Source organism: Pseudomonas sp. NMI542_15 (assembly GCF_021283425.1).
Classification (GTDB): Bacteria; Pseudomonadota; Gammaproteobacteria; order Pseudomonadales; family Pseudomonadaceae; genus Aquipseudomonas; species Aquipseudomonas fortuita.
In genome coordinates this window covers 1-13837 of sequence record NZ_JAJSRO010000021.1, presented here as the reverse complement: position 1 = coordinate 13837, position 13837 = coordinate 1, and the positions used below count along the sequence as shown (strand labels likewise).

The 13837-nt window shown below is 61.9% G+C and carries 12 protein-coding genes; 3 read left to right on the top strand and 9 right to left on the bottom strand.

What is annotated here, in order from left to right; all coding sequences use genetic code 11:
* Nucleotides 1-74: 74 nt before the first annotated feature.
* Entirely contained in the window at nt 75-896 is an 822-nt protein-coding gene (locus LU684_RS23840; RefSeq protein ID WP_023048605.1) for an ion transporter, read from the bottom strand.
* A 145-nt stretch (nt 897-1041) separates the two neighbouring features.
* Between LU684_RS23840 and LU684_RS30835 the strand changes: the two genes are divergently transcribed.
* Nucleotides 1042-1800, top strand: a complete 759-nt coding sequence (locus tag LU684_RS30835) for an RHS repeat-associated core domain-containing protein (RefSeq protein WP_442964209.1) — start codon at nt 1042-1044, stop codon at nt 1798-1800.
* On the opposite strand, the gene LU684_RS23830 is transcribed toward LU684_RS30835, so the two are convergent.
* The 6 genes from LU684_RS23830 to gcl all read right to left on the bottom strand — a co-directional run bounded on the left by LU684_RS23830 (nt 1785) and on the right by gcl (nt 9358).
* Nucleotides 1785-2660, bottom strand: a complete 876-nt coding sequence (locus LU684_RS23830) for an urea transporter (protein ID WP_016488378.1) — start codon at nt 2658-2660, stop codon at nt 1785-1787. The genes LU684_RS30835 and LU684_RS23830 overlap by 16 nt on opposite strands.
* A gap of 195 nt (nt 2661-2855) precedes the next feature.
* Nucleotides 2856-4271 (bottom strand): pyruvate kinase, encoded by a 1416-nt coding sequence (gene pyk, locus LU684_RS23825; RefSeq protein WP_016488377.1) that lies wholly within the window; start codon nt 4269-4271, stop codon nt 2856-2858.
* A complete protein-coding gene (locus LU684_RS23820) occupies nt 4268-5542 on the bottom strand; it encodes a glycerate kinase type-2 family protein (RefSeq protein ID WP_232895101.1) in 1275 nt (424 codons plus the stop codon). The genes pyk and LU684_RS23820 overlap by 4 nt, the downstream gene beginning before the upstream one ends.
* Nucleotides 5543-5720: 178 nt before the next feature.
* Entirely contained in the window at nt 5721-6614 is an 894-nt protein-coding gene (locus tag LU684_RS23815) for a 2-hydroxy-3-oxopropionate reductase (protein ID WP_016488375.1), read from the bottom strand.
* A gap of 89 nt (nt 6615-6703) precedes the next feature.
* Entirely contained in the window at nt 6704-7528 is an 825-nt protein-coding gene (gene hyi / locus LU684_RS23810; protein WP_016488374.1) for a hydroxypyruvate isomerase, read from the bottom strand.
* A gap of 54 nt (nt 7529-7582) precedes the next feature.
* Nucleotides 7583-9358, bottom strand: a complete 1776-nt coding sequence (gene gcl / locus LU684_RS23805; RefSeq protein ID WP_016488373.1) for a glyoxylate carboligase — start codon at nt 9356-9358, stop codon at nt 7583-7585.
* A gap of 257 nt (nt 9359-9615) precedes the next feature.
* Here gcl and LU684_RS23800 point away from each other — a divergent pair, with 257 nt between their 5' ends.
* Entirely contained in the window at nt 9616-10056 is a 441-nt protein-coding gene (locus LU684_RS23800; RefSeq protein WP_016488372.1) for a GlcG/HbpS family heme-binding protein, read from the top strand.
* A 135-nt stretch (nt 10057-10191) separates the two neighbouring features.
* Here LU684_RS23800 and LU684_RS23795 read toward each other — a convergent pair whose 3' ends face one another.
* Nucleotides 10192-10803, bottom strand: a complete 612-nt coding sequence (locus tag LU684_RS23795) for a TetR/AcrR family transcriptional regulator (protein ID WP_010955036.1) — start codon at nt 10801-10803, stop codon at nt 10192-10194.
* A gap of 132 nt (nt 10804-10935) precedes the next feature.
* On the opposite strand from LU684_RS23795, the gene LU684_RS23790 reads away from it, so the two are divergent.
* The gene (locus tag LU684_RS23790; RefSeq protein ID WP_016488371.1) at nt 10936-11850 is read left to right on the top strand and encodes a DUF808 domain-containing protein; all 915 of its coding nucleotides are present in this window, start codon (nt 10936-10938) and stop codon (nt 11848-11850) included.
* A gap of 130 nt (nt 11851-11980) precedes the next feature.
* Here LU684_RS23790 and LU684_RS23785 read toward each other — a convergent pair whose 3' ends face one another.
* Nucleotides 11981-13810, bottom strand: a complete 1830-nt coding sequence (locus LU684_RS23785) for an LTA synthase family protein (protein WP_232895136.1) — start codon at nt 13808-13810, stop codon at nt 11981-11983.
* Nucleotides 13811-13837 lie beyond the last annotated feature (27 nt).

The window sequence follows — 13837 nt, the reverse complement described above, 5'->3', positions numbered from 1 at the left end:
ACCACCACAAACCTGAAAATTGCACGGTATCTGTGGGAGCGGGCGTGCCCGCGAAAGGGCCAGTACAGGCAGCATCATTGTTTGGGAAACAGCCCATTCCCACACCGGGAACAGAACGCCGCCCCATGCTCATGCGTCTTCTTGTGACACGTCGGGCAATCATGCTGCAGCTGCTCCCCGCGCATGGCATTGGCCAGTTCGGCGGTAAAGATGCCGGTCGGCACAGCAATGATCGAGTAACCGGTAATCATCACCAGCGACGACAGCACCTGCCCAAGCGGCGTCTTTGGCACGATATCGCCAAAGCCCACGGTGGTGAGGGTGACGATGGCCCAGTAGATGCCTTTGGGGATGCTGGTAAACCCATGTTCCGGGCCTTCGATCACATACATCAGCGTGCCGAACACCGTTACCAGGGTCGATACGCTGACCAGGAACACGATGATCTTCTGCTTGCTACCGCGCAGCGCCTCCATCAGGTAGTTGGCCTGCTTGAGGTACGGGCTGAGCTTGAGCACGCGGAAGATCCGCAGCATGCGGATGACCCGGATGATCAGCAGGTACTGGGCGTCGCTGTAGTACAGGGCGATGATCCCGGGGACGATCGCCAGCAGGTCGACCAGGCCATAAAAACTGAAGGCATAGCGCAAGGGCTTGGGCGAGCAGTACAGGCGGGTGATGTACTCGGCCAGGAAAACGGCAGTAAAGCCCCATTCGATGGCCGCCAGCACGCCGGAGTAGCCCTGGTGCACTTCGTCAATGCTGTCGAGGATGACAGTGACCAGGCTGGCCAGGATGATCAACAAGAGGATTTTGTCGAAGCGGCGACCGGCTACGGTGTCGGTCTGGAAGACCATGATGTAGAGGCGTTCGCGCAGGGATAGCGGAGGGGACATGGTTTGTGTTCCGAAAACGAAGCAGTGAGCCTAGAGGGTCTTTGCCCAAGGCTGCAACGAATGAGCTGTTAAAATTGCTAGTTTTCCGGATCGGATTGGCTGGACCAGAATAGCTTAGGGTCAGGGGGCATGAGGCGAGTATGAAATGAACAATGGACAGTTACCCGAGCAAATCGCTGTCGAGGGTGGTCAGGCGAAGTGGATACGGTCATACACAGCTTATGGGTATTCACTGAATTGGCCGATTCCTTCAGTAGGTTTCAATGGCGAAAGGCACGATGGTACCTTGCAAGCCTATGCGCTGGGCAATGGCCACCGATTTTATAGCCCCATTTTTATGCGCTTTCACAGCCCGGATGGTTTAAGCCCTTTTGGGCAGGGTGGGCTGAATGCTTACTGTTATTGTGAGGGTGATCCGATAAACAGCTCTGACCCGTCAGGTCAGATGAAAAGTATGAAAACTGGGCTAACTGCTGAGTTTAAGCGCTTAGGCATACCGAGCGCTTTCAAACCGGGAGTGAAGAAATATTTCGAGAACAGCTCTGAAGCTTACAGCTTGGGTATTGGTAATGCTGGATACGAGATTTCCAAAGGGAAGGATGGACGGTTTACGGTGGCGAAGGTTGCTGGTCTGGGCGCTACTCGGAAACAGTTGGAGCGATCTCAAGCGGACAATGCTCGCCTTCAAGAACAGAATCTAGCGCTGCAGAGCAAGATCGATGAGCAGCTAGCGCTACGCCGTCTTCCGAAGCCTCTTCATCCTCTACCTCCGCCCTCGCCACCGCCCCCACTTCCGCCCCGGGGCCTACCAAAGAGGATGTCCTCGGCACCCGATCCAGCCCCCATTAGGCAGCCGTCAGAGACGGAGTGGATATCTGCAGCCCCCAGTCAGTTCGGTAATTGATGTGAGCTGTCTTTCTGTGTCCTGTGACCTAGGTGACCCGCTACATGCATCAGCCAACAGGCGGCGACAAAGGGCGCGGTCAGGCCAGGAACCGGCAGCAGCTTGAATAGCGGTTGCAGCAGCAAGGCCAGGGCAATCGCCAGCAGCGTCACCCACGGCTTTTCACCTTGTCTGCTGAAGGCCAGTGCCGCCAAGGCTGCGTTGAAACCGTATAGCCCCAACCAGGCACCTTGCGCCTGATCGGCGAGCAGCGCCACACCGCCACCGATGGCCGAGCCGATCACAGCCCACATTGCCGCATAGGGGTTGGCAATGAACATGCCGACAATGATCAGCAAGCCGGCCCAGGGCTGGTCGAGCAGGAAGATCTGACCCACACCACGCGCCAGGGCCTGCAGCGGGTCGGCTTCGACGAAGCCGCTGGGGGCGGGGCTGGTGATCAGCAGGGTGGCCCAGCCCAGCAGCACAAACGGCGCGGTGTAGGCGATCAGCAGTTTGCCGCCGCGCTTGCGCCACTGGTGGGTAATGATGCTGGACAGCCCGCCGGCAGCGATGATCAGCGGCGGCAGCATGACCGACCAGGGCAACACGGCGCTGATCAGGATGCCGATCAGCACGCCGTTGTAGCAGTACAGCCCGGCCTGGCGGTCGGCGCGGTCGTAGCCGCGGGCCTGGGCGGTGAGCAGGCCGGCCAGGGCGCCGAGCAGGGCGCCGCCGACCAGGTCGGGCGCGGTCAGCAGGATGGCCAGCAGGCAGCACAGGCCGCACAGGGGGTTGCGCAGCAGCAGCACCTGGCTGAAGCCGTTGAGTAACGCCGTGGCCCAGTCAGGGCACGGGTTGACGAAATTTTTGGTGTACATGGGGCAGTCAGTGAGGTTGATGGGGGAGCGGTGGGCCTCTTTGGGCCTCGTTTTTCCGCAGGTTTGTTGTCGTGGTGCAAGGGGAGGGCTTTGCCCTCCATTCGCGGGGCAGGCCCGCTCCCACAGGTAAAGCGCTTTCCTTGGGACAGCGGCGTACTTGTGGGAGCGGGCTTGCCCCGCGAAAGGGCCTTTGGATCAGATCAAAGTCTCGATCCGCAGCGTGTTAGTCGAGCCTGGCTTGCCGAAAGGCACACCGGCAGTGATCAGCAGCGTGTCGCCACGGCTGGCCATGCCTTGCGCCTGGGCAATCTCCAGGGCGGTGGAAACCACCTCGTCCACCTGACGCAGGCGGTCGTTGACCACCGAATGCACGCCCCAGGCCACGCTGAGGCGGCGCGCGGTGTTCAGGTTCGGTGTCAGGTTGAGGATCGGTGCCCGTGGCCGCTCGCGTGCAGCGCGCAGGGTCGAGGCGCCCGACTCGCTGTAGTTGACCAGCACCGCCACCGGCAGGATGCCGCTGATGCGGCGGATGGCGCAGCTGATGGCGTCCGACACGGTGGCCTCGGCTTTTGGCCGGCCAACGTCGAGCTGGGCCTGGTAGTCCGGGCCGTTTTCCACCTGGCGTATGATCTTGCTCATCATCTGCACGGCTTCCAACGGGTAGTCACCCGAGGCAGTCTCAGCCGACAACATGACCGCATCGGCACCTTCGGCCACGGCGTTGGCCACGTCGGTGACTTCGGCCCGGGTCGGCGCTGGGGAGAAACGCATGGACTCGAGCATCTGCGTGGCCACCACCACCGGTTTGCCCAGCTGGCGGCAGGTGCTGATGATGCGCTTCTGGATTTGCGGCACGCTTTCGGCCGGCACTTCCACGCCAAGGTCACCGCGGGCCACCATGATTGCGTCTGCCAGTTCGGCGATGGCTTGCAGTTGTTCGACTGCCGACGGCTTCTCGATCTTGGCCATCAGGTAGGCACGGTCGCCAATCAGCTGGCGGGCTTCAACGATGTCCTCAGGGCGCTGTACAAACGACAGGGCCACCCAGTCCACGCCCAGTTCCAGGCCAAAGGCCAGGTCGCGGCGGTCCTTTTCGGTGAGCGGGGACAGGTCGAGTACTGCTTGCGGTACGTTGACGCCCTTGCGGTCGGACAACTCGCCACCGTTCAGCACTTCAGTGTCGATGGCGTCGTTGTGCTTGGCGGTGACGCGCAGGCGCAGCTTGCCGTCGTCCAGCAAAAGGTCCATGCCGGGCTCAAGGGCTGCGATGATTTCAGGGTGTGGCAGGTTGACCCGACGGCTGTCGCCCGGGGTCTTGTCCAGGTCCAGGCGCAGGGCCTGGCCGCGTTGCAGCTGCACCTTGCCTTCAGCGAAGCGGCCCACGCGCAGCTTCGGCCCCTGCAGGTCCATGAGGATACCCAGCGGGTAGTTCAGTTGCTGCTCCACTTCGCGGATCCACTGGTAACGCAGGGCGTGGTCAGCGTGTTCGCCGTGGCTGAAGTTGAGGCGGAAGATGTTCACCCCGGCTTCGACCAGTTGGCGGATGTCGTCGATGCCGTTGATCGCAGGGCCGAGGGTGGCGAGGATCTTTACTTTTTTATCAGGCGTCATGATTGGGCAGTCTCGAGGATCAGGATGGCGCGGAAGTCGTTGACGTTGGTGCGGGTCGGTTCGGTGACGATCAGCGCATCCAGCGCGGCGAAATAGCCATAGCCGTTGTTGTTGTCCAGCTCGTCGCTGGCCGACAGGCCCAGGGCCTCGGCGCGGGCGTAGCTGCCTGGGGTCATGAAGGCACCGGCGTTTTCTTCCGAGCCATCGATGCCGTCGGTGTCGCCGGCCAAGGCGTATACGCCCGCGAGGCCTTTCAGGCTTTCAGTGAGGCTGAGCAGGAACTCGGCGTTGCGCCCGCCACGGCCATTGCCGCGTACGGTCACAGTGGTTTCGCCGCCTGACAGGATCACGCAGGGTGCCTTCAGTGGCTGGCCATGCTGGACGATCTGCCGGGCGATACCGGCGTGCACCTTGGCCACCTCGCGTGATTCGCCTTCCAGGTCGCCGAGGATCAGCGGGCTGAAACCTGCCTGTCGGGCTTTTACCGCAGCGGCTTCGAGCGATTGCTGGGGTTTGGCAATCAGCTGGAAGTGGCTGCGAGCCAGGGCCGGGTCATCGGCCTTGACGGTTTCCGAAGCCGGGTTGTTCAGCCAGTCGATGACTGCTTTGGGCGCTTCGATGTTGTAGCGTTTCAAAATAGCCAGGGCGTCAGCCGACGTGCTCGGGTCGGCCACGGTGGGGCCAGAGGCGATCACGGTGGCGAGGTCGCCCGGTACATCGGAAATGGCATAGGTGTAGACCGTGGCCGGCCAGCAGGCCTTGGCCAGGCGGCCGCCCTTGATCGCCGAGAGGTGCTTGCGCACGCAGTTCATCTCGCCGATGGTGGCGCCGGATTTGAGCAGTGCCTTGTTGATCTGTTGCTTGTCGGCCAGGGTAAGGCCCTCGGCCGGCAGTGCCAGCAGGGCGGAACCACCGCCAGACAGCAGGAAGATGACGCGGTCGTCTTCATTGAGGTTGCTGACCAGCTCCAGCACGCGCTTGGCTACCGCCAGGCCGGCGGCGTCGGGGACCGGGTGGGCGGCTTCGACCACCTCGATCCTCTGGCAGTTGGCACCGTGGCCGTAACGGGTCACGACCAGGCCGGAAACTTCGCCCTGCCAGCTTTTCTCGACCACTTCGGCCATGGCAGCTGCGGCCTTGCCGGCGCCGATGACGATGACCCGGCCGCTACGGTCGGCGGGCAGGTAGGGTTCGAGGACTTGGCGGGGGTGGGCGGCAGCGATGGCTGTGTCGAACAGCTCGCGGAGAATTTTTTGCGGATCGACCGACATGGCAGGCTCCCAGTTATTGTTGTTCTGCAAAACCAAAAACGCCCCTGGAACTGCCTCCGTGCAGGCCGAACCAGGGGCGGGTGTTGCTCGGTGCTCCCGCTGAACCTGTGGTCGCAGGTTCAGCGGTGTTGGCTTCTTCGCGCCGAACCGCCGCGAAGAGGCCGGTACGGTCTACAACTTACTTGTCGCCGCGGATCGAGAAGTTGGCCATGTGCTCCAGGCCTTTGATCAGCGCCGAGTGGTCCCAGTTACCGCCACCCAGGGCCTGGCAGGTGTTGAACACTTGCTGGGCATTGGAGGTGTTGGGCAGGTTGATGCCCAGTTCCTTGGCGCCTTGCAGGGCAAGGTTCAGGTCTTTCTGGTGCAGGTTGATGCGGAAGCCTGGGTCGAAGGTGCCTTTGATCATGCGCTCTGCGTGCACTTCGAGGATTTTCGATGAAGCAAAGCCGCCCATCAGTGCTTCACGCACCTTGGCCGGATCGGCGCCGTTCTTGGCGGCAAACAGCAGGGCTTCGGCCACGGCCTGGATGTTCAGGGCAACGATGATCTGGTTGGCAACCTTGGCGGTCTGGCCGTCACCGTTACCACCCACGCGGGTGATGTTCTTGCCCATGGCTTCGAACAGCGGCAGGGTGCGCTCGAAGGCTTTCGGGCAGCCACCGACCATGATGCTCAGGGTCGCGGCCTTGGCGCCGACTTCACCACCGGACACCGGGGCGTCCAGGTAGGCTGCGCCGGTTGCCTTGATTTTTTCGGCGAACGCTTTGGTGGCGGTAGGCGAGATCGAGCTCATGTCGATCACGACCTTGTTCGGGCCCACGCCTTCGGCAACGCCGTTTTCACCGAACAGTACGGCTTCCACCTGCGGGGTGTCCGGCACCATGACGATGATGAATTCGGCTTCCTGGGCAACTTCTTTCGGGTTGGCCAGGGCCACTGCACCGGCGGCGATCAGGTCGGCTGGCGCGGCGTCGTGGTGGGTGGAAACGAACAGGCTGTGACCTGCTTTTTGCAGGTTTTGGGCCATGGGCTTGCCCATGATGCCGGTGCCGATGAAACCGATTTTAGCCATGATAATGTGCCTCTTATATTTGTTGATACCTGACTGCGGGGCTGCCACAAAACCCTGTGGGAGCGGGCTTGCCCCGCGAATGCGATCGGTCAGGCAATGGAGGTGTCTTTGCGGGCGCTTTCGCGGGACAAGCCCGCTCCCACATGGGTTTTCAGCCAGCCCAGGCCCGCTTCGGTGGTGGTCTTGGGCTTGTACTCCGCGCCCACCCAGCCCTGGTAGCCAATGCGGTCCAGGTGCTCGAACAAGAAGCGGTAGTTGATTTCGCCAGTACCAGGCTCGTGACGGCCCGGGTTGTCGGCCAGCTGAATGTGGTTGATCAGCTGCAGGTTGGTTTCCATGGTGCGAGCCAGGTCACCTTCCATGATCTGCATGTGGTAGATGTCGTACTGCAGGAACAGGTTGTCACTGCCCACTTCAGCCTGGATTTCCAGCGCCTGCTGGGTGGTGTTCAGGTAGAAGCCCGGGATGTCGCGGGTGTTGATCATTTCCATGACCAGACGAATACCGGCAGCCTTGAGCTTGTCGGCGGCGTAGCGCAGGTTCTCCACGAAGGTCTTGCGCACGGTGGCGCAGTCCGGGCCTTGTGGGCGAATGCCGGCCAGGGCGTTGACCTGGGTATTGCCCAGCACCTTGGCGTACTCGATGGCCTTGTCGACACCGGCACGGAATTCTTCGATGCGGTCGGGGTGGCAGGTGATACCGCGCTCACCCTTGGCCCAGTCGCCAGCAGGCAGGTTGAACAGCACCTGGGTCAGGCCGTTGGCTTCCAGCTGCTGCTTGATGTCGGCAGCGCTGAAGTCATACGGGAACAGGTATTCGACGCCGCTGAAACCAGCATCGGCGGCAGCCTTGAAGCGGGCCAGGAAGTCCTGTTCGGTGAACAGCATGGACAGGTTGGCAGCGAAGCGAGGCATGAGTTGTCTCCTTGCGTTGAAGGCCCCCAGGGCGTGCCTGGGGGCGTCAGGCGATCAGTCCAGCATCGAGATGGCGGTTGGCGCGTCGTTGCCGACCAGCGCCAGGTCTTCGAACTCGTTGACCGCGTTGATCTCGGTGCCCATGGAAATGTTGGTCACGCGCTCGAGGATCACTTCGACCACGACCGGCACGCGGAACTCTTCGGCCATCTTCTGTGCCTTGAGCAGGGCAGGGGCGATCTCAGCCGGCTCGAATACGCGAATGGCCTTGCAGCCCAGGCCTTCGACCACTGCAACGTGGTCGACACCGTAGGTGGCGGCGTCGGTCGAGTTGATGTTCTCGAACGCCAGTTGTACACAGTAATCCATGTCGAAGCCACGCTGCGCCTGACGGATCAGACCCAGGTAGGCGTTGTTTACCAGTACGTGGACGTACGGCAGATTGAACTGCGCGCCAACTGCCAGTTCTTCGATCATGAACTGGAAGTCGTAGTCACCCGACAGCGCGACCACCTTGCGTTTCGGGTCTGCTTTTACTACACCCAGTGCGGCAGGAATGGTCCAGCCCAGCGGGCCGGCCTGGCCGCAGTTGATCCAGTGGCGTGGCTTGTAAACGTGCAGGAACTGCGCGCCGGCAATCTGCGACAGGCCGATGGTGCTGACGTAGGTGGTGTCCTTGCCGAATACCTGGTTCATCTCTTCGTACACGCGCTGCGGCTTGACCGGCACGTTGTCGAAGTGGGTCTTGCGTTGCAGGCTGGCTTTGCGCTGCTGGCAGTCTTCCAGCCAGGCAGCACGGTCTTTCAGTTTGCCAGCGGCTTTCCACTCGCGGGCCACTTCCAGGAACACGTCCAGGGCCTTGCCGGCGTCGGACACGATACCCAGGTCCGGGGTGAATACGCGGCCGATCTGGGTCGGTTCGATGTCGACGTGCACGAACTTGCGGCCTTCGGTGTAGACATCGACGGAGCCGGTGTGGCGGTTGGCCCAGCGGTTACCGATACCGAACACCAGGTCGGATTTGAGCAGGGTGGCGTTGCCGTAGCGGTGCGAAGTTTGCAGCCCGACCATGCCGACCATTTGTGCGTGGTCGTCCGGGATGGTGCCCCAGCCCATCAGGGTCGGGATTACCGGTACGCCGGTCAGTTCGGCGAACTCGACCAGCTTGTCGCTGGCATCGGCGTTGATGATGCCGCCACCGGCTACCAGCAGCGGACGCTCGGCGTCGTTGAGCAGGGCCAGGGCTTTTTCAGCCTGTACGCGAGTGGCGGACGGCTTGTTGACGGCCAGCGGCTCGTAGGCGTCGATGTCGAATTCGATTTCGGCCATCTGCACGTCGAACGGCAGGTCGATCAGTACCGGGCCTGGGCGGCCGGTGCGCATTTCATAGAAGGCCTTCTGGAAGGCGTAAGGCACCTGGCCTGGCTCCAGAACGGTGGTTGCCCACTTGGTCACCGGCTTGACGATGCTGGTGATGTCGACGGCCTGGAAGTCTTCTTTGTGCAGGCGTGCACGCGGGGCCTGGCCGGTGATGCAGAGGATCGGGATGGAGTCGGCCGAGGCGCTGTACAGGCCGGTGACCATGTCGGTGCCGGCTGGCCCGGAAGTGCCGATGCACACGCCGATGTTGCCCGGGTTGGCACGGGTGTAGCCCTCGGCCATGTGCGAGGCACCTTCGACGTGGCGAGCGAGGACGTGATCGATGCCACCGACTTTCTTCAGGGCCGAGTACAACGGGTTGATGGCAGCCCCTGGGATGCCGAACGCGGTATCTACACCTTCACGGCGCATGACCAGAACGGCTGCATCGATTGCTCTCATTTTGCTCATGGGTTGTGCCTCATCGATTTTGTAATTGTATACAACTTGCTTTGCGATAGAGTGTATTCACGGCTGGCGGCTCAGGTCAATGGGTTTTCATCGGGTGGGCCAGGATTCGTCAGAGCGGCCGTGAAAACGGCTATTTGCGCCATCGCATACGATCGTTTCAAAATATTGTATACAAAAATTCCTTTCGTTGTGTTCTATTTGCCCTATCGGTTTTCAACTGCCCTCAGGGCTTCTCACAACAAGAAGAGGACCTTTCCATGAACGTCTTGAACCTGAAAGTCGCTGTCAGCCTGGTGAACGCCGCACTGGCGGCGGGCCGCAAGATCAATGCCGCGCCACTGACCGTGGCGGTGCTGGATGCCGGCGGGCACCTGCTGGCGCTTCAGCGTGAGGACGGCGCCAGCCTGATCCGGCCTGAGGTGGCCACTGGCAAAGCCTGGGGGGCGATTGCCCTGGGCAAGGGATCGCGCTTGCTGGCGCTGGATGCGCAGCAACGGCCGGCGTTTTTTGCCGCATTGAACGGGATGGGCGAGCGGCCGGTGGTGCCGGCGCCGGGGGGCGTGCTGATCCGTGATCAGGACGGCAAGGTGCTGGGTGCGGTAGGGATCAGCGGCGATACGTCGGATATCGACGAGCAGTGTGCAATCAGTGCAATCGAGGAGGTGGGTATGAAGGCGGATGCAGGTGTAGCAGCCTAAATCGCTGTGGCCTGATCTGGCCACAGCGCCGGCAAGCCAGCTCCCACAGGTACACCACAGTGATCAGGAACTGTGGAAATCCTGTGGGAGCTGGCTTGCCGGCGATTGGGCTGCAAAGCAGCCCCACTGGCCCTGTCAGGCTGCTTCAGGCTCACAGCCTTTCAAGACCATGCGGATGATGGTCTCGGCTGCCGCGTCATAATCGCTGTCGGCCAGCTTGGCCTTGCCGGTCACCGCAGAAATCTGCCAGTCAAAATCTGCATAGGTCTGTGTCGCCGCCCAGATGCTGAACATCAGGTGGTGCGCATCCACGTGGGCGATCTGCCCGCGGTCGATCCAGCGCTGGATGCACTCGATGTTGTGCCGGGCCTGTTCGTTCAGCTGCTCTACCTGGTTCGGCGACAGGTGCGGGGCGCCGTGCATGATCTCGCTGGCAAAAACCTTGGAGGCGTGTGGCAGGTCGCGCGAAATGCGGATCTTCGAACGAATGTACGCACTCAATACTTCCTTCGGGTCGCCGTCGGCATTGAACGGCGTCGACGCCTGCATGATTGGCGCGATGATGCTTTCCAGGACCTCGCGGTAGAGGTTGTCCTTGGACTTGAAGTAGTAATACACGTTCGGCTTGGGCAGGCCGGCCTTGGCCGCGATATCGCTGGTCTTGGTGGCGGCGAAGCCCTTGTCGGCGAATTCCTCGCTGGCCGCGCGCAGGATCAGTTCCTTGTTGCGCTCGCGAATGGTGCTCATGGTCAGGGATCTTCCTCGTGTCTGGCCACCTCTAAGAGGGATCGGGCATGGTAGCACCGGGCTCGACGGGCGCTCAAGGCAGCGGCTTTGGGCTAGAATCCGTGGCACACACTTATCGGGATACAGGCAAACATGGCAGGAAGCAGTCTACTGGTACTGATCGACGACATCGCCACGGTGCTTGATGACGTCTCGCTAATGACCAAGGTGGCGGCAAAAAAAACTGCAGGTGTGCTGGGCGATGACCTGGCGCTGAACGCTCAGCAGGTTACCGGTGTGCGTGCCGAGCGGGAGGTCCCGGTGGTGTGGGCGGTGGCCAAGGGGTCATTCGTCAACAAGGCAATCCTGGTGCCGGCGGCGCTGCTGATCAGCGCGTTCATTCCGTGGGCAGTGACGCCGCTGTTGATGATCGGTGGTGCCTACCTGTGCTTCGAAGGCTTCGAGAAGCTGGCGCACAAGTTCTTGCACAGCAAGGAAGAGGACGACGCGCAGCACAAGGCGCGAAAGGAAGCCGTGGCTGATGCCAATGTCGACCTGGTGGCCTTCGAGAAGGCCAAGATCAAGGGCGCGGTGCGCACCGACTTCATCCTGTCGGCCGAGATCATTGCCATTACCCTGGGTACCGTGGCCGATGCGCCGCTGAGCCAGCAGATCATCGTGCTGTCGGGCATCGCCATCGTCATGACCATCGGCGTATACGGGCTGGTGGCGGGTATCGTCAAGCTCGATGACCTGGGGTTGTGGATGACCCAAAAGGCGTCTAGCGTGACCCAGGCCGTCGGCAACGGCATCCTGCGGGCTGCGCCCTACATGATGAAGAGCCTGTCGGTGATCGGCACGGCGGCGATGTTTTTGGTCGGCGGTGGGATTCTGGTGCATGGCATCGAGCCGCTGCATCACGCCATCGAAGCGTTCAGCGAGGGGCGCGGTGGCGCCCTGACCGGGGCGCTGCTAAACGGTCTTGTCGGGGTGGTGGCCGGTGCCGTGGTACTGGCGGTGGTAGCGATTGCCGGCAAATTGTGGCGGGCGATCCGGCCGGGCACATGAGGCTGCAGGGCCGGGGCTTTGCCCACAAGTACACTGCAAACCTCAGAAACAGCTTTAACCCTGTGGCAGCGGGCAAGCCCGCGAACACCGGCAAAGCCGGTGCCATATACCGCGTTGTTGGCTCACGGGTTTATTGTTCTACCACCGCACCTTGATCCTGTGGTTTCCAGGCCAGCAGCCCTTTGCTGAAGTCGTTTGCCGCACTCTGGTAGTACGCGATAGCCCGGCGGATCAGCGGGTTGTCGCTGGTGGCTGCCATTTCCCGGCTGTTGCCCAAGGCATCCTGGTGCACCCGCATGCCGCCGCGTGGGCTGAGGATCGCCAGGTCCTTGCCGTCGAACAGCCCCAAGTGCTGGTAGTTGCCGATCAAGACCCGTGGCGGCAAGGCATCCTCACCCAACAGGTCGCGGCCAAAGAAGGTTGAGGTGTAGCTGAGGTTGAGCAGGCCGAGCAAGGTCGGTGCAAGGTCGATCTGGCTGGCCAGTTGTGCGTCTTCGCGCGGGGCGATCAGTTTGGGTGCATAGATCCACAGCGGAATCTGGTAATTGCTCACCGGCAAGTCTTCCACGCCGGCGCTACCGGCGGTGTGGTCGGCGACGAAGACGAACAACGTATTGTCAAACCACGGCTTGCCCTTGGCCTCGCGCAGGAACTGGGCGATGGCATGGTCGGTGTACTTCACGGCACCTTCGCGGCCGTCGCCCGAGGGGATGTCGATGCGGCCGTCCGGGTAGGTATAAGGGCGGTGGTTGGAGGTGGTCATCAGTTGTAGCAAGAACGGCTGCTGCTTGGCATGGTCGGCATCGGCCAGTTTCAGCGCCTGCCGATACAGGTCTTCATCGGCCATGCCCCAGGCATTCTTGAAGCCGATTTCGCTTTCATCCACGCTGCTTTGGTCGACGATGCGGTAACCGTTGCCGCTGAAGAAGGCGTTCATGTTGTCGAAGTATCCGCGCCCACCATAGACGAACACGGGGTCATAGCCGACTGCAGCCAGTTGCTGGCCGAGGCTGCCGTAGCCGCTTTCACGGCCGATGCGTTTGACAATGGAGCGCCCCGGCGTTGGCGGAATCGACAGGGTAATGGCCTCCAGGCCGCGATCGGTACGGGTGCCGGTGGCATAGAAGTTGTTGAAGTACAGGCTCTCGCGGCGCAAGGCATCCAGGTTGGGCGTGAGGTTGCGCGGGTCGCCGTTGCTGCCCATGTACTTGGCGCTGAAGCTCTCGATGGTGACCAGGATGATGTTGGGCTTGCGTGGCTCGCCGCTGGCGCTGATGTGGCGGCGAATGTCCTCGGGCTCGCTGGCCTGGAACCGTGCGTTGGGCTCGGCCAGTTCCTGGTGCATCTGCGCACCGGCTTGTGCTGCGTCGAGGCTGGGATAGAACTGGGTGTAGTCGAGTTCGTTGTTACGGAACGCGGCAAAGAACTGATACGGTCCGTTACTGGCCAACTCGCGCTGGTAGGCATTGCCGCCCTGGCCGCGGGGGAACTGCTGGTCGACCAGCAGCGCGCTCAGCCCGCCTAGCACTGCCAGCAGCGCAATACCGCCCAGGCGCTGGCGCAGGTTGGCGCTGGGCGCTGCCAGCGCCCGGGCCAGTGGTTTGTGCAGGGTCAGGGCAAGCAGCACCGCAACCACGGCAATACAGCCCAACAGGGTCGGTAGCGGGTAGGACTCGCGGATGTTGTCCAGCACCTCCTTGGAGTACACCAGGTAGTCGACGGCGATGAAGTTGAAGCGTACCCCGAACTCGTCCCAGAACAGCCACTCGGCCACGGCGACGAACAGCATCACGAACAGGCTGACGACCAGCACCCCGCTCATCAGCCGGTGGTGCCAGCGTGTGCGCCACAAGGCGGCCGGGCACACTGCCAGGTACAACCCCAGCGGCAGTGCGGCGTAGGTGAGGAAGGGCGGCCTCAGGTTCCAAGTGCAACAGTCAGTTGATAATGTTGAGCCGATTGGTTGCCAGCAGTTGCAGATGATCCG